Here is a 16110-nt window from a genome sequence, read left to right on the forward strand (position 1 = left end):
CCATTGGGGTTCACAAGGGACGGTTTATTTCATGTATCGATCGGTTTCACTGCGCGCAATAGTCTGTTTAAGCACTCTATTCCCGGCGGCGCTGGTACAAGCGGCGCCGGACGCCGATGTAGAGACCCTGAAACGAGAGCTTCTGGAACTCAAGCAACGTTACGAAGTACAGCAGAAGGCCCTCGCGGTGCTGGAACAACGGGTTCGCCAAGTGGAGGATCAACCGGCGGCTCCGCCCCCCAAGCGCCTGGCCAAATCACCTGCTGACCTGAAGGGCAATCAACAGGTCGCCGGTACTGGGGCCGGTGCCGCTTCCGGAGGCGCTGCAGGAGGCGCTTCCTATGGCCAGTCCCTCAAGGATGATTCGGAACCGGCACAAAGCGTCAGCAACCTCTACGACGAGGCCAGTGGTTTCTTTGGCGGCGGCAAGTTCAGCGTCGAGACCGGCTTGACCTATGCCCGCTACGATGCCCGCCAACTGACAGTCAACGGCTTCCTGGCGCTGGATTCGATCTTTCTCGGCAACATCAACCTGGACCGGATCAAGTCCGATACCTGGACCCTCGACCTGACCGCGCGCTACAACCTCAACAACCGCTGGCAATTCGATATCAACGCACCCGTGGTCTATCGCGAATCCACCTTCCAATCCGGCGGTGGCGGCGGCTCAGGCACCCAGACCACCGAAGAGTCGGTCACCCGCGACCCGACCCTGGGTGACGTGAACTTCGGCGTGGCCTACAAGTTCCTCGACGAGTCCGAGTTCTGGCCCGACGCGGTGGCAACCTTGCGCGTCAAAGCCCCTACCGGCAAGGACCCATTCGGCATCAAGCTGGTGCGGTCCTCTGCCAACAACAACCTCTACGTGCCTGAAAGCCTGCCCACCGGTAACGGCGTCTGGTCGGTCACCCCCGGGATCTCCCTGGTCAAGACCTTCGATCCGGCCGTGCTGTTCGGGACCCTGGCCTATACCCACAACCTGGAAGAGTCCTTCGATGACATCAGCTCGACAGTGGGCAGCAAGACCCCCGGCAAGGTGCGCCTGGGCGACAGCTTCCAGATCGGCGCCGGTGTCGCCTTTGCGCTCAACGAGAAGATGAGTATGTCCTTCTCGGTTTCCGACCTGGTGCAGCGTAAAAGCAAGCTCAAGCAGGACGGTGGCGACTGGCAGTCGGTGGTCTCCAGCGATGCCAACGCCGGCTACTTCAACGTCGGCATGACGATTGCCGCATCCGACAACCTGACCATCGTACCCAACCTGTCCATCGGCATGACCGAGGATGCTCCGGCCTTCACCTTCAGCCTGAAATTCCCCTACTACTTCTGACCCACCGGCAAAAACGCCAAGGCCCGCTGCGATTCCCCAATCGCAGCGGGCCTTGGCGTTTCTCCCCGCCCTAGCGGATCTGGTGCTTGTGCAGCAAACGGTAGAAGGTCGGGCGCGAGATCCCCAGGACCCGCGCCGCCACGCTGAGGTTGTCGCTGTGCCGGTTCAACACGTCGCACAGGGCCTGACGCTCGGCGCGGTGCTTGTAGTCTTCGAGGGTGCCCATGGGTAGGTCCTGGGCCTGCAGGCTGAGCAGGCCCAGGTCGCTGGCCTGGATCTGCCGCCCCTCGGCCAGCACCAGGCCGCGCCGCACCCGGTTGGCCAGTTCGCGGACATTGCCCGGCCAATCATGCTTGCCCATGGCCACCAGGGCATCCTCGCTGAAACTGCGGGGCCGGCGCCCGGTTTCCTGGCTATAGAAGTGGGCAAAATGGCTGGCCAGCATGCCCAGGTCGCCATGGCGCTCGCGCAACGGCGCGGTGATCACTTGCAGCACATTCAGGCGGTAGTAGAGGTCCTCACGGAAGCGCCCGCTGGTAATGGCCGCTTCCAGGTCGACGTGGGTGGCCGCCAGAACCCGAACATCCACCGGAATCGGCTGGCTGCCCCCTACCCGTTCGATGTGCTTTTCCTGCAGGAAGCGCAGCAGATTGGCCTGCAGCTCCAGCGGCAGGTCGCCGATCTCGTCAAGAAACAAGGTGCCGCCATGGGCCGCCTCGATGCGCCCGACCTTGCGTTGATGGGCGCCGGTAAAGGCGCCCTTCTCGTGCCCGAACAGTTCGGACTGGATCAGGTGTTCGGGAATCGCCCCGCAGTTGATTGCGACAAAGGGTTTGTCGTGGCGCTGGGACTGACGATGCAGGGTACGCGCCACCAGCTCCTTGCCGGTGCCGCTTTCGCCTCGGATCAGCACGGGCGACTCGGTGGGCGCCAGCTTGCCCAGCAGCTTGCGCAAGTCGCGGATCGGCCGGCTATTGCCCAGCAACTCATGCTCGGGCTGATCCACATGGATCGAGCCCTGGCCCCGCAGGCGCGCCATGCCGAACGCCCGGCCGAGGGTCACCTGGACCCGCGACACGTCGAACGGCAGGGTGTGGAAGTCGAAAAACCACTCGCAGACGAAATCCCCGACCTTCTGCAGGCGCAGCACTTCCTGGCTCAATACTGCGATCCACTCGGTGCCGCTGCGGCTGATCAGGTCCTTGACCGCCTCCGGGCGCTCCAAGTGAAAAGGCTGCAGGCGCAGCAGGCCGACATCGCAGGAGCGTTCGCGAGCGGACTCCAGGTCACAGCTGTCGACATCCCAGCCAATGGTGCGCAAACCGGGTAACAGGCGATGGCAATCGTCACAGGGATCGACCACCAGCAAACGGCGCTGCACAGGGGCTTCGAGCATGACTGTTCCTTGGCGCCAGGGTATGGAAAAGTTATTAGAAACAGTGATTTGGAAAACCTGGCTGTAACATTAGCAAGAACTTGACGGTGGAATGTATCAATTGCTTATAGCGCTGATTACCAAAGGAACTAACGTGGGACTCCAAGCTGTTCACGAGCGACTGATTGTCGCAGTTGTTTTATCCAGCCCCCGCAACTAAGGGCCCGGCCACAAGGCCTATGCACGAAAGTTGTAAAAACTTGTTTTTCAGTGTGACCCGAGTGCTACCTCGGTGCATCAGTACAAATGACCAGCCGAACGGTAAGCCCAACCGACGGCACATCATTTGATTGGGCACACAGAGAGAAGACCCCATGAACGCCCCGCTCCGTATCAACGAAGCACTTTTGATCGCCGACCGCGCATTCCAGCCTTTTCAATGCGTGGCCTGGGCTCCACAGGACGGTAATGGCGAACTCAGCCTGACCGTCATCGACCGCACCAGCACCCGTATTGGCCACACCCAGATTCCCAGCAGTGCCTACTCCGATCCAGCCCAGCTGGAAGACCTGCTCAAACAGGCCCGCGCCGAACTGAGCCAGGACGGTTATACCTTGCAGTCCTGGGCCATGCCCAAGTAAGCGATGCTGTTAACGGATCACCCGAAGGGGTGATCCGTTATTTAAAGCAAACAACTAAGCACCCTATCTATCCTGCCCTCCTCTACAACTTCTACCTTCCGGGTATTAGTTGCTCTTGTCGTTATCCAGCCCGGCTTCCGGTTTCACTTCGAAAGCGCCCTCATTTTTGCCAAGGTCTTCATGCCCGGCCCATCAAGGGGTCGCTGATGCTGTGTGCTCCGGTTTCCAGGCGCCCGGCGATCCGGCGCAGCCAGCCGCCGTCGCTGCGCAGCGTCAGGTCGTACCAGCCGCCACTGCCCTCGCAGGCAAACACCTGGCGCACCTCGCCCCGGGCCGGTACCGCCAAGGTCCATGGGCCCTGCTGGGTGTAGGGGCAGCGATCGATACTGATGACCACCCCGTGTTCCCCCGGATTGCTCAGGGTCAGTTGCAACTGGCTGTTGCTGGTGGTCACCAGCAGTTCGGGCTGCAGGGTTTTCAGGTCGCCGTGGAAACTGCGGTGAAACCCGTTGGGGCCTAGGACCCAGAGCTGATAGCGCTCCACCACCGGCCAGCTGTCCTGCAGGGCCTTGCCGGCTTCCACGGTATAACGGCGGGGAATCTCGCTCAGGTGCAGGCCATCGTAGACATGCAATACCGCCCCTTGCTCCCCAGTGTTCTGCAGGCTCAGCGACAAGGTGCGAGCCTTGGGATCGGCCTGGCTGTCCACATGCAGCCGATAGGGCAAGGCCCGGGAAGGCCGGGCCAGGCGCTGCTGCTGCGGCGCCAGTTGCTGGCCGGCCGAGGGCAGCGGTACCGGCAGCAGTTTCTCCTGGCGCTGGCGCAGGCTGTCGGCGGCCTGGCGGGTAGTGGTCTGCAGCGCGGGAAGGGTTTCATGGTTGGGGTCGGCAAAGTTGAACGCCGAGGTCAGGTCGCCGCAGACTGCCCGCCGCCAGGCGCTGATGTTCGGCTCTCGCACGCCAAAGCGTTTCTCGAGAAATTGCAGCACCGAGGTATGGTCGAACACTTGCGAGTTGACCCAGCCACCACGGCTCCAGGGCGACAGCACCAGCATCGGCACCCGCGGCCCCGGCCCGTATACGCCGCCATCGGGCAAGGGTTGCTGGGTCGAGCCCGCCGGGGCCGGATGGGTGAACAGTTCGTTGTCGAAACCCAGGGTGGACTTGCCGGCAAAGCTGCCGTCCTTGCGCCGCGAAGGCGCCGAGGGCGACGGCATATGGTCGAAGAAGCCGTCGTTTTCATCGTAGGTCACCAGCAGTACCGTCTTGCTCCAGACCTCGGGGTTGCTGGTCAAGGCCAGGAGAATTTCCTGGGTGAACCAGCCGCCCTGCACCGGGCTCGAAGGCCCGGGATGCTCGGAATAGGCTGCCGGCGCGACAATCCAGCTGACCTGGGGCAGCTTGCCGGCCTGCACGTCGTTGCGAAACCCGCCAATGATGGTCGAAAGGTTGCTGCCGCTGCTGGCCGGCAGGGTGTTGCCATTGCCCTTGTACAGCGGCGCCACGGCGTTGAGCCCGTCGCTGTAGGGCACGAAGGCATTGAAATCCTTCGGCGGCTGGGCCGGGTTGCCGACCTGCACGCTGGCGGCCCGGTACTGCCGGAACCCCGCCAGCGGGTTGTCGCCGAAGTTGTCCGGCAGGTGCTGGTACACCTTCCAGCTCACGCCCTGCTCTTCCAGGCGCTCGGGGTAAGTCTTCCAGCTGTAGCCGACATTCACCGGCCCCGGGCCGTCCCATTCGTTGACCACCGCCGCCACCTTGGCTGCGCTCGCGCCATTGCTGCCAGTCCAGAGGAACAGCCGGTTGGGGTTGGTGCCGGCGTGCACCGAGCAGTGGTAGGCGTCACACAGGGTGAAGGTGTTGGCCAGGGCGAACTGGAAAGGCAGTTCCTGCTCGCGGTAGTAGCCCATGGAGGTATTGGTCTTGTAGGTCGGCCAGGCGCTGATACGCCCCTCGCCCCAGGCCGAGTGGGCGTCCGCCCAGGAATGCGGGGTGCCGCTGACGCGCTGGGCGTTGCCCTTGCTGCTGTCCAGGTGATAAGGCATCACCAGCCGGCCCTTGCCCTGTTGCTCCCACACTTCCCGTTGACCGGTCTGGGGGATGGTGAAGCGGTCACTGAAGCCGCGTACCCCGGGAAAGGTGCCGAAGTAGTGGTCGAACGAACGGTTTTCCTGCATCAGGATCACCACGTGCTCGACGTCCTTGATGGTCCCGGTCCGATTGTTCGCCGGTATCGCCAGGGCCTGGCGGATGGATGCCGGCAATGAGGAAAAGAAAGTACCGATGGCGGCCGCTTGCAAGAGCTTCCTGCGTGTAAGACTGGGCATGGGTTATTGAGTCCTTATGGTTGCAGCGCGATATATAACGCTGCCCCCAAGGTATTGGTCGCAAATAACAATGCAGTGACATTGCCATTGCAGTTGGTTCATGAAACGTACAACTACCCGCCACTGCCCTACCTTGCCAGTTCGGCAATAACGCATTGCCAGGTAACGCAGGAAGAATATTTCATGAATAAAACACCCGAGTTCAAGAAACGCCCGGTACATTTCGCCGGCGCCTTAACTTTGCGCTGGCGAAATGCACTATTGAATGGGCCAGAAAACAGGCTTCGCACACTCCCTGGGCTGTATCCGTTTTACCGGAGAAAGCACAATGCTATTGAAGGCTATCGGCTACTTCATTGCGCTGGACCCGCAGCGGGTTGAATAGCAGGCGAATGAACTGCGGATCTCGGGCCAGTTTGTAATCTTCACCGACAAAGTATTCTTTGGCGGCCGGGTCATTCTTGCCGATATATAAGATCCAGGCCGTGGTAATACCGGCAAACTCATCTTCCCTGACGCTTCTGACCGGGCTGAAATGGGTGGCGTTATGGGCGGTTGCGCTCCAGCCCGGCACGGCCTTGATCAGCCCGCCCTGCCACAGCCTTGGCCAGGCCCAGGCCGGGACCACTACGTCCGCTGCGCCGGTGAGCACCAGGGTCGGTGTCTTTACCGTGGAGCCAAGGCCGATCGGCCCGGGTTCGATCGGCAGCGAGCCGATATAGCGCAACTGCGGGTCGATGCCCTTCAAGGTCTCTGGCAAGAGGCTTGCCGATAGAATCGATGCGCCTCCTCCCGCCGAATGCCCCGCCACAATGGTGCGCGACAGGTCGACCTTGCCGAACAGTGGCGAGGTCGGGTCCTGGTTGAGCTTGCTCAGTTCCAGGGCGCCGAGCACATGCATGGTGGGGGCGGTGTTGATGAAGTCCGAGGAGATGATCACGATGAAGCCGTAGCTCGCCCACAGCCGCAGCAGATCTGTGTACTGCCCCTGATTGGAGAGAATACCGCCAACGAAGTTGACCACTGGCAACTTGTCCAATTGCTTGATATTGGACGGGTAATAGACACTGGTGGAGATCGGATTGGAGAATCCGTAAGGAAAGGACTGATTGCATTGCAGGCTGTTATCCAACAGCATGATCCGCGCCAATACCCCCAACAACCCACGGCAATCACTCAGAACAGCATTGGTGCTGACTGCATAGGGCCCTGGAGACTTAGCATATTGATCATTGGCCAGCCCAAATGCCGGAACCAATTGCGAAGCAATAGCCAACTTGCCCCAAATAACCAACATCATGGCCAGGCCGAACTTTGTAGCCAGGTTGCGAATCCACTTCATCGATAATTCCTTTATCTGTCTGCTTTCCCTGCAGGACCGAATACCTGTACCTGGCCATGCTCCCTATATTGCAAATATCTTCAAACTTGCAGTGCACGTCATTCAACTGCAATAGCGCTGAAACATTCTCTGCTTAGTTGCATTGAATACGTTCGCGACCCTAGATCAGGACAAATTCGCAGGTCAATGACTATTTAACATCCGGGCCGTGATAAAACCGGCTGCAACGCCCGGGGCCGCCCCCCCCTGGCCTCGGGCATCACAGCTGGCACCCCGTGGATGAGCGGGCTAGACCAGCCCGCCAAAACGCCGATAGTAGCTTTCGCCGACATCCGGCAACGGGCCATCGGCGTTCTCCAGGGCAGTGGCCAGCCATTCTTCGGCCCGGGCCTGGATCAGGCGATAGATGTTGCGACACAACTGGCGCGCCGCGCGGCCTTCCCAATCCCCGGGCAGCAGTTCGTCGGGCAGTTGCGGATCGCGCAGCAGCAGCTTGCGGTACTCATGAATCAGCAGCAGCCGGGCCAGGAAGCAATCCTGGGGCTGCAACTGCTCCTGCTCGCGCAGGGCCTGCCAGAGCGGGCGGAACAGCTGGATGAACTCGCTGTAGTGGGCTGCCAGTTCATCGATGTTCCAGCTTTCCCGCACTTGCAGGCGCAGGGCCCTGGAACCCAGGACATCCTGGGGCGTGGTCTCGAAGACGATGGTGTCTTCCTGGGCACCAAGCTCCGCCAGGGTGGCGTTGATATCGGCCCGATCACTGCGCGGGCAGGCCAGCAGTACCGGCGACATGGCGCCGAACCCCTGCCATTCCAGCTCTTCGCGCACCTGCTTGCGCAACTCGACAGACAGTTGCGAGAGCATCACCAGGCACCAGGCGCCGTCCCAGGCCGGCACTCCGGCGCTGTACACGCGCTTGAAGGCTTTGTCGAAGCGCCGGCGCCCGGTCAGGGTCAGGCTGTAGTAACTGCGCCGGCCGACCTTTTCAGCGCTCAGCCAGCCCTCTTTGCTCAGGCGGAAGATCGAGGTGCGGATCAAGCGCTCGTTGATCCCCATGGGCTCCAGCAACTGAATCAGGCTGCCCAGCCACACCGTGCCGCCGTGGGGCTCGATGGCATCGCCGTACAGGGTGATGATCAGCGAACTGGCGCGGATCGGAGTCTGCTCCTGGAAACGTTTGATCAGGTGGTTCAGTGGCGCTAGGGACGACATGGATGTACCGGTAAAAAAGGAAGGAATATAGCGGGTTTCAGGCAGCTATAACGCCCGGGCAGGTTCATGGGCGAGCCTTGGGGCGCAGCGCACTGTTGCCGATTCGCGGGCGTCCGGGCTCTGCCTCCCGCAGCGGCTCGCAAGGCCGCATCTGCGCCAGGCAACGCCTGGCCAGCTGTTGGTATTCGCGGGTCCCCGCCTGCTTCCAGGCCAGCTCCGCATCACTGAGCGGGCGGCTGACCCGGGCCGGCGTGCCCATGATCAGCGACTGTGGCGCACACTCGAAGCCGGCCTTGACGAAGGCTGCCGCGGAAACGATGCAACGGGGCGCGATATGCGCGTTGTCCATCACCACCGCATTCATGCCCACCAGGGCGTCGGCGCCAATTCGACAGCCATGCAGGACAGCGCCATGACCTATATGGCCGTTGCGCTCGACCACCGTATCGCTGTCGGGAAAACCATGCATCACACACGTATCCTGCAGGTTTGCCCCCTCCTCCAGAACGATCCGCCCAAAATCGCCCCGCAAGCTGGCCAACGGGCCGACGTAACAATGGGCGCCGACAATCACATCACCAATCAGCACCGCTGAAGGGTGCACATAAGCGCTGGGGTCGACCACCGGGGTCAATCCATCGAGGCTGTAACAGGTCATGGAGAGGTTCCTTGAAGAACACGTCATCTGAAAGCAGGAAATACGATGAACTGCGGATGGCAGTTTGTATCAGATTATTGGCCACGCACAAGACCGGCGCCGCCGCAGTCAGCCAGCCTGGCTGCTCCACAAAGACTTGTCAGTCCCGTATTTATCAACGCTTTAGGCAGCCTGGAGGCTTTTGTCGTGAGCCTGGGGCCACAAAAAAAGCTGGACCGACACTCAAAATCAAGACACATTAAATTCACGTCGCTATTGTTTTTATGTATCACATTGGCGATATACTCGACGAAAACCGGCCAACCAGCCGACCCGACAATCGAGCCGACCACCGGCCACCCCGAGGACATTCACCATGCCTCAACGCCTTGCCTCCACGCCTGTCGGTGGTGTTCGCCTGATCGCCCAGCACAGAGCGCCCCGCCCATGAACTTCACCACCATCCTGTTCTCCATCAGCGAGGGCGTGGCCCTTCTCAGCCTCAACCGCCCCGAACAGCTCAACAGCTTCAACCCGACGATGCACCGCGAGGTTCAGGCAGCCCTGGACCTGGTGCGCAATGACCCGCAGGTGCGGGTCCTGCTGCTGACCGGGGAAGGCCGGGGCTTCTGTGCCGGGCAAGACCTGGGCGAGCGCACCGTGGCACCCGGCGTCGCCGCGCCGGACCTGGGGGCCTCCATCGAAACCTTCTACAACCCCCTGGTGCGGGCCCTGCGGGACCTGCCGCTGCCGGTGATCTGCGCGGTCAACGGGGTGGCCGCCGGGGCCGGGGCCAACCTGCCCCTGGCCTGCGATCTGGTACTGGCCGCACGCTCGGCAAGCTTTATTCAGGCCTTCTGCAAGCTCGGGCTGGTTCCCGATTCCGGCGGTACCTGGCTGCTGCCGCGCCTGGTGGGCATGGCCCGGGCCAAGGCCCTGGCCCTGCTCGGCAACCGCCTGAGTGCCGAACAGGCCGAGCAGTGGGGCCTGATCTACCAGTGCGTGGATGATGCCCAACTGCGGGACCAGGCCCTGAGCCTGGCCCGGCACCTGGCCACCCAACCCACCTACGGCCTGGGCCTGATCAAGCGCAGCCTCAATGCCAGCCTGCACAACAGCTTCGATGAGCAACTGGACCTGGAGCGCGACCTGCAACGCCTGGCCGGTTGCAGCGAGGACTACCGCGAAGGCGTCAGCGCCTTCATGGAAAAACGCAGCCCCGTGTTCAAGGGCTGCTGACCACGGCGACTCCAAGGAGGCCCCTGCATGACTGAACATGACGCCATGGAACTGGCCCGGCGCTGCGCCCGGACCCTGTTCGAACGTGACCCGGCAAGCAACGCCCTGGGCATGCGCCTGTTGTCGGTGGCGCCCGGTGCGGCGCGCCTGGGCATGAGCGTGCGGGCCGACATGCTGCAGGGCCACGGCACCTGCCACGGCGGCCTGATCTTCACCCTCGCCGATTCGGCCTTCGCCATTGCCTGCAACAGCCATGACCGGGCCACAGTGGCCCTGGGTTGCAGCATCGAGTACATCGCCCCGGCGCAGTTGGGCGACACCCTGACCGCCGACTGCCATGAACAGAACCGCGGCGGCCGCACCGGCCACTACGCGGTGCGCGTGGAAAACCAGCAGGGCCGGCTCATCGCCCTGCTCCAAGGCAAATCCTACCAAGTGCACGGCCCGGTGCTGACACAGGAGACCTCCCATGAATGACCCACTGCTCATCGATGCCGTCCGTATCCTCATTGGCAGCGCCGGGGCCGCTACGCGCTGTGCACCATGTGCATCGGTGTCGACCCGGGCATCGCGCTGATCAGCGAGCGGCTGCAAGCACAGTAAAAAGACTCCCCCGGGGCTCGCCTGCGCCCCGGGGCATGCACTCAGAGCCCGCCCGCCGGCGGGCTACAAGACAACAACAATTCGAGTGACACCATGAACATGCCGATTGCCGGAACCGTGCCCGACGCGCTGCTGGACCCGATGGAAACCGCCAGCATCGACCACCTGCGCCAGCACCAGCTGGAACGCCTGCGCTGGAGCCTGAACCACGCCTACGACAGGGTCCCGCTGTACCGCCAGCGCTTCGACCAGCTCGGGGTGCACCCCCAGGACATCAAGCGCCTAGAAGACCTGGCGCACCTGCCCTTCACGACCAAGGCCGATCTGCGCGACCACTACCCCTATGGCATGTTCGCCGTGCCCATGGACCAGGTGGTACGCCTGCACGCCTCCAGCGGCACCACCGGTAAGCCCACGGTGGTCGGCTACACCCGCAACGACATCGACACCTGGGCGCAGGTGGTGGCGCGCTCGATCCGCGCCGCCGGCGGCCGGCCCGGGGACAAGGTGCATATTTCCTACGGCTATGGCCTGTTCACCGGCGGCCTGGGGGCGCACTACGGCGCCGAACGCCTGGGCTGCACGGTGATCCCCATGTCCGGCGGCCAGACCGAGAAGCAGGTGCAACTGATCAAGGATTTCCAGCCGGACATCATCATGGTCACCCCCTCCTACATGCTCAACATCGCCGACGAGATCGAGCGCCAGGGCCTGGACCCGCACCAGTTGGCGCTGCGCCTGGGAATCTTCGGTGCCGAACCCTGGACCGACGAACTGCGCAGTGCCATCGAACAGCGCCTGGGCATCACCGCCCTGGACATCTACGGGCTGTCGGAAATCATCGGCCCCGGGGTGGCCATGGAATGCGCGCAGACCCGCGACGGCCCTACCCTCTGGGAGGATCACTTCTACCCGGAAATCATCGACCCGATCACCGGCCAGGTACTGGCCGATGGCGAACTGGGCGAGCTGGTGCTCACCTCCCTGACCAAGGAAGCGCTGCCGATGATCCGCTATCGCACCCGCGACCTGACCCGGCTGTTGCCGGGCACGGCGCGGCCCATGCGGCGCATCGACAAGATCACCGGGCGCAGCGACGACATGCTGATCATCCGCGGGGTCAACGTGTTCCCCACCCAGGTCGAAGAACAGGTGCTGAAGGTCGGGCAACTGGCCCCCTGCTACGAGATCCACCTGTACCGCCACGGCAACCTCGACAGCGTTGACATCCACGTCGAGCTCAAGCCTGAGCACCAGCAACTGGGGGACGAGCAGCAGCGGGCCCTCTGCGGCGATCTCAGCCGCCACATAAAGACCCATATCGGTATCAGCTCGCGTATCGTTTTGCAGCCGGCATTCAGCATCAAGCGCTCCGAAGGCAAGGCCTGCCGGGTAATCGACAAACGCAACCGCTAATCCATCCTTCCTGGAAGCCCCGCTGATGCGGGGCTTTTTTTTGCCTTGGCAAAGGCCCAGGGGCGCAATGCGATACCAAAATCAAACATGACACGTTATATTATGTTTGATATTAATTTGCGTATCACATATAAACATTCCCATGCCCAGCCACACCTTCACACCGGGAGACGCCACATGTACGCACAGCTGGTAGAAACGGGGGTCAAGCGCGTCACGCCACTGGCCGAGATGTCCGAACAGGAACGCAGCTTCCAGCAAAGGATCGACGACGAGATCAAGATCGAAGCCAAGAACTGGATGCCCGAGGCCTACCGCCAGACCCTGATCCGGCAGATCTCCCAGCACGCCCATTCGGAAATCGTCGGCATGCTGCCCGAAGGCAACTGGGTCACCCGTGCCCCGACCTTCAAGCGCAAGCTGCAACTGATGGCCAAGATCCAGGACGAAGCCGGCCACGGCCTGTACCTGTACAGCGCCATGGAAACCCTGGGGGCCGACCGCGACGAAGAAGTGGCCCGGCTGCACAGCGGCAAGGCCAAGTATTCGAGCATCTTCAACTACCCGACCCTGAACTGGGCCGACATGGGCGCCGTGGGCTGGCTGGTGGATGGCGCGGCCATCGTCAACCAGGTGGTGCTGCAACGCACCTCCTACGGCCCCTATTCCCGGGCCATGGTGCGCATCTGCAAGGAAGAGAGCTTCCACCAGCGCCAGGGCTACGAAATCCTCCTGACCATGATGCGCGAGGGCAACCAGGCACAGCGGGACATGGTCCAGGACGCCATCAACCGTCTCTGGTGGCCGGCCCTGATGATGTTCGGCCCCAGCGACGAACACTCCCCCAACAGTGCCCAGTCCATGGCCTGGAAGATCAAGCGCCAGAGCAACGACGAACTGCGCCAGCGCTTCATCGACCAGACCATCCCGCAACTGGAGCTGCTGGGCTGCACCTGCCCCGACCCGGAGCTTGCGTGGAACGCCGAGCGCGGCCATTACGACTTTGGCGAAATCCAGTGGGAAGAATTCTACGAAGTGCTCAAGGGCAACGGCCCGTGCAACCAGGAACGCCTGGACACCCGCCGCCAGGCCACCGAGGACGGCGCCTGGGTGCGGGCTGCCGCCGTGGCCCACGCCGCCCGGAAGGCCGCTCGCGACGCCGCCTGAGAGCCCGTTCACCCCCGGTCATTGCCCCCAGGGGCAATGGCCCTCCAGCCCTGATGTGGAGTCACTGCAATGTCTGAATGGACCCTCTACGAGGTTTTCGTGCGCAGCAAGCACGGCCTCAACCACAAGCATGTCGGCAGCGTGCACGCCGCCGATGCCCCGATGGCCATGGCCAACGCCCGCGACCTCTACACCCGGCGCAGCGAAGGCGTGAGCCTGTGGGTGGTGCCGTCGGCGCAGATCGTCGCCTCCTCGCCGGACGAAAAGGAGCCGCTGTTCGACCCGGCGGACGACAAGGTCTACCGCCACGCCAGCTTCTATCAGTTGCCCCCCGAAGTCGGACACATGTGAGGCCGGCCATGAACCCTGCAAACGATCTGCTCAACCACCTGCTGCGCCTGGGCGACAGTGCCCTGGTCCAGGGCCAGCGCCTGTGCGAATGGTGCGGCCGGGCCCCGGCCCTGGAAGAAGAACTGGCACTGATGAACGTCGGTCTCGACCTGGTGGGCCAGGCCCGCAACTGGCTGGACTATGCCGCCGAACTGCTGGCGGATGGGCGAGATGCCGACCATCTGGCCTTTCGCCGCGACGAACGCGCCTACCGCAACCTGCTGCTGGTGGAACAACCCAATGGCGACTTCGCGGTGACCATGCTCAAGCAGTTCTTCTACGACGCCTGGCACCTGGAAACCCTCCGTGGCCTGTGCCTGTCCGGCGATCCACGCATCGCCGGGGTCGCCGCCAAGGCGTTCAAGGAAGTCACCTACCACCTGCGTCGCTCCAGCGAATGGGTCGAGCGCCTGGGGGATGGCACCGAGGAAAGCCACCGGCGCATGCTCCAGGCCCTGCCGCGGCTGTGGCGCTTTACCGGGGAACTGATCGCCACCGATCCTGCGGAGAACGCGTTGCACCAGGCCGGGCTGCTGGCAGACCCGGCTCAGGTCGCCACCGCCTGGCAGGACAGGGTCGCCGCGGTGTTCGCCCGGGCCACCCTGCCTGTGCCCGAAGCGCCCAGCCACTTCTACCTGGATGCGCGCAAAGGCCTGCATACCGAACACCTGGGCCTGCTGCTGGCCCAGATGCAATCACTGCCGCGAGCCTATCCCGATGCGGTCTGGTGAGCTGATCGGCAGCGACCTGGGGGCACGCGACCCGTTGCCCGGGGACCTGGACACCGCCTGGGCCACCCTCGACCGGGTCATGGACCCGGAAGTGCCGGTGGTCAGCGTGCTCGACCTGGGCATCGTGCGCCACCTCGACTGGCACCAGGGGCACCTGCAGGTGACGGTCACCCCGACCTACTCCGGCTGCCCGGCCACCGAGGTGATCGAAAGCGACATCCGCCAGGCCCTGGAGCGCGCCGGCTTCAAGGCACCCAGGCTGCTGCGCCAGCTGACCCCGGCCTGGACCACCGACTGGATCACCGAGCGCGGGCGCCAGCGCCTGCAGGCCTACGGCATTGCACCGCCCTCGGGCAGCAGCAAGCGCAGCCTGCTGGGAGAAACGCCCCAGGTGCTCTGCCCGCAATGCGGCAGCGCCCACAGCGAGCGCCTCAGCGAGTTCGGCTCCACCGCCTGCAAGGCCCTGTATCGCTGCCGTGATTGCCTGGAACCCTTCGACTACTTCAAGTGCATCTGAGCGGCCCGGCGCCGCAGTGGAGAACCACCATGAGCCAGTTCCACCGCCTGACCATCAAGGACCTGCGCAATGAAACCCGCGACGCGGTGTCCATCGCCTTCGAGGTTCCCCCGCACCTGCAGCAGCACTTCCACTTCACCCAGGGCCAGCACCTGGTGCTGCGCACCGAGCTTGAAGGCGAGGAAGTGCGCCGCTCCTATTCGATCTGCACCGGGGTCAACGACGGTGAACTGCGCATCGCGGTCAAGCGCGTGGCCGGCGGGCGTTTCTCGGCCTTCGCCAATGAACGATTGCAGCCCGGCCAAAGCCTGGACGTGATGCCCCCGGCCGGGCGTTTCCATGTGGAGCTGGACCCGGCGCGGCGCGGCCATTACCTGGCGGTGGCGGCCGGCAGCGGCATCACGCCGATCCTGTCGATCATCAAGAGCACCCTGCAAACCGAGCCCCACAGCCGGGTCACCCTGCTCTACGGCAACCGCTCCAGCAACTCGGCGCTGTTTCGCGAACAGCTTGAGGACCTGAAGAACCGCTACCTGCAGCGGCTGAACCTGATGTTCGTGTTCAGCCGCGAACGGCAGGACATCGACCTGTACAACGGGCGCATCGACCAGGACAAGTGCCAGCAGCTGTTTTCCCGCTGGCTCGACGTCCAGCAACTGGAGGCCGCGTTCATCTGCGGCCCCCAGGCCATGACCGAAACCGTGCGCGACAGCCTCAAGGCTGCCGGCATGCCGGCCGAGCGCATCCACTTCGAGCTGTTCCACGCCGGCAGCGACGGGCACAAGCGCCAGGCCCGGGAAACCGCCAGCGCCCTGGATGCCCGTCACAGCCGGGTCACCGTCATCAGCGACGGCCGCGCCCTGGCCTTCGACCTGCCGCGCAACAGCCAGAGCATTCTCGACGCCGGCAACGCCCAGGGCGCCGAACTGCCCTACTCATGCAAGGCCGGAGTCTGCTCCACCTGCAAATGCAAGGTCATCGAAGGCGAAGTGGAAATGGACAGCAACCACGCCCTGGAAGACTACGAAGTCGCGGCCGGCTACGTCCTCTCCTGCCAATCGTTCCCGCTCAGCGACAAGGTGGTACTGGACTTCGACCAGCTCTGACTCCGGCGCTCCCCGCAGCCGCCCGTAGCCGCTGCCGAGCTCCAGCGAAGCTGCGAAAGGCCGCGCAGCGCCTTCACGTGC

The 16110-nt window shown here is 63.3% G+C and carries 15 protein-coding genes; 10 read left to right on the forward strand and 5 right to left on the reverse strand.

Going from position 1 to position 16110, the window contains the following annotated elements; translation table 11 throughout:
* The first annotated feature begins 31 nt into the window (after positions 1-31).
* Entirely contained in the window at positions 32-1327 is a 1296-nt protein-coding gene (locus PFLCHA0_RS15750) for a coiled-coil domain-containing protein (RefSeq protein ID WP_015635694.1), read from the forward strand.
* Between the two features lie 70 nt (positions 1328-1397).
* On the opposite strand, the gene PFLCHA0_RS15755 is transcribed toward PFLCHA0_RS15750, so the two are convergent.
* Positions 1398-2723, reverse strand: a complete 1326-nt coding sequence (locus tag PFLCHA0_RS15755; RefSeq protein WP_011061411.1) for a sigma-54 dependent transcriptional regulator — start codon at positions 2721-2723, stop codon at positions 1398-1400.
* A 353-nt stretch (positions 2724-3076) separates the two neighbouring features.
* Between PFLCHA0_RS15755 and PFLCHA0_RS15760 the strand changes: the two genes are divergently transcribed.
* Positions 3077-3343 (forward strand): hypothetical protein, encoded by a 267-nt coding sequence (locus PFLCHA0_RS15760; RefSeq protein ID WP_015635695.1) that lies wholly within the window; start codon positions 3077-3079, stop codon positions 3341-3343.
* 178 nt (positions 3344-3521) lie between these two features.
* Here the strand turns inward: PFLCHA0_RS15760 and PFLCHA0_RS15765 are convergent, their stop codons facing one another.
* The 4 genes from PFLCHA0_RS15765 to paaY all read right to left on the reverse strand — a co-directional run bounded on the left by PFLCHA0_RS15765 (position 3522) and on the right by paaY (position 8881).
* Positions 3522-5669, reverse strand: coding sequence for a phosphocholine-specific phospholipase C (locus tag PFLCHA0_RS15765; protein WP_015635696.1), 2148 nt, complete (start codon positions 5667-5669; stop codon positions 3522-3524).
* A gap of 331 nt (positions 5670-6000) precedes the next feature.
* Positions 6001-7011, reverse strand: coding sequence for a poly(ethylene terephthalate) hydrolase family protein (locus PFLCHA0_RS15770; protein WP_011061414.1), 1011 nt, complete (start codon positions 7009-7011; stop codon positions 6001-6003).
* A gap of 288 nt (positions 7012-7299) precedes the next feature.
* Complete coding sequence (gene paaX / locus PFLCHA0_RS15775) at positions 7300-8223, reverse strand: phenylacetic acid degradation operon negative regulatory protein PaaX (protein ID WP_011061415.1); 924 nt, start codon at positions 8221-8223, stop codon at positions 7300-7302.
* A gap of 64 nt (positions 8224-8287) precedes the next feature.
* The gene (gene paaY / locus PFLCHA0_RS15780; RefSeq protein WP_015635697.1) at positions 8288-8881 is read right to left on the reverse strand and encodes a phenylacetic acid degradation protein PaaY; all 594 of its coding nucleotides are present in this window, start codon (positions 8879-8881) and stop codon (positions 8288-8290) included.
* A gap of 426 nt (positions 8882-9307) precedes the next feature.
* Here paaY and paaG point away from each other — a divergent pair, with 426 nt between their 5' ends.
* The 8 genes from paaG to paaE all read left to right on the forward strand — a co-directional run bounded on the left by paaG (position 9308) and on the right by paaE (position 16029).
* Positions 9308-10099: a 2-(1,2-epoxy-1,2-dihydrophenyl)acetyl-CoA isomerase PaaG gene (gene paaG / locus PFLCHA0_RS15785; RefSeq protein ID WP_041752271.1), complete on the forward strand. Its 792-nt coding sequence runs from the start codon at positions 9308-9310 to the stop codon at positions 10097-10099.
* Between the two features lie 27 nt (positions 10100-10126).
* A complete protein-coding gene (gene paaI / locus PFLCHA0_RS15790; RefSeq protein ID WP_011061418.1) occupies positions 10127-10576 on the forward strand; it encodes a hydroxyphenylacetyl-CoA thioesterase PaaI in 450 nt (149 codons plus the stop codon).
* 219 nt (positions 10577-10795) lie between these two features.
* Positions 10796-12118 (forward strand): phenylacetate--CoA ligase PaaK, encoded by a 1323-nt coding sequence (paaK, locus tag PFLCHA0_RS15795; protein ID WP_011061419.1) that lies wholly within the window; start codon positions 10796-10798, stop codon positions 12116-12118.
* Between the two features lie 177 nt (positions 12119-12295).
* Positions 12296-13285 carry a 1,2-phenylacetyl-CoA epoxidase subunit PaaA gene (paaA, locus tag PFLCHA0_RS15800; protein WP_015635699.1) on the forward strand — a complete coding sequence of 330 codons (990 nt, stop codon included), beginning with the start codon at positions 12296-12298 and terminating at the stop codon, positions 13283-13285.
* Positions 13286-13354: 69 nt separating this feature from the next.
* Positions 13355-13636, forward strand: a complete 282-nt coding sequence (gene paaB, locus PFLCHA0_RS15805; protein WP_011061421.1) for a 1,2-phenylacetyl-CoA epoxidase subunit PaaB — start codon at positions 13355-13357, stop codon at positions 13634-13636.
* A gap of 8 nt (positions 13637-13644) precedes the next feature.
* Positions 13645-14406: a 1,2-phenylacetyl-CoA epoxidase subunit PaaC gene (gene paaC / locus PFLCHA0_RS15810; protein ID WP_015635700.1), complete on the forward strand. Its 762-nt coding sequence runs from the start codon at positions 13645-13647 to the stop codon at positions 14404-14406.
* Entirely contained in the window at positions 14393-14923 is a 531-nt protein-coding gene (gene paaD / locus PFLCHA0_RS15815; protein WP_015635701.1) for a 1,2-phenylacetyl-CoA epoxidase subunit PaaD, read from the forward strand. The genes paaC and paaD overlap by 14 nt, the downstream gene beginning before the upstream one ends.
* A 29-nt stretch (positions 14924-14952) precedes the next feature.
* The gene (paaE, locus tag PFLCHA0_RS15820) at positions 14953-16029 is read left to right on the forward strand and encodes a 1,2-phenylacetyl-CoA epoxidase subunit PaaE (protein WP_015635702.1); all 1077 of its coding nucleotides are present in this window, start codon (positions 14953-14955) and stop codon (positions 16027-16029) included.
* Positions 16030-16110 lie beyond the last annotated feature (81 nt).

The sequence above is a fragment of the Pseudomonas protegens CHA0 genome, from assembly GCF_000397205.1.
Classification (GTDB): Bacteria; Pseudomonadota; Gammaproteobacteria; order Pseudomonadales; family Pseudomonadaceae; genus Aquipseudomonas; species Aquipseudomonas protegens.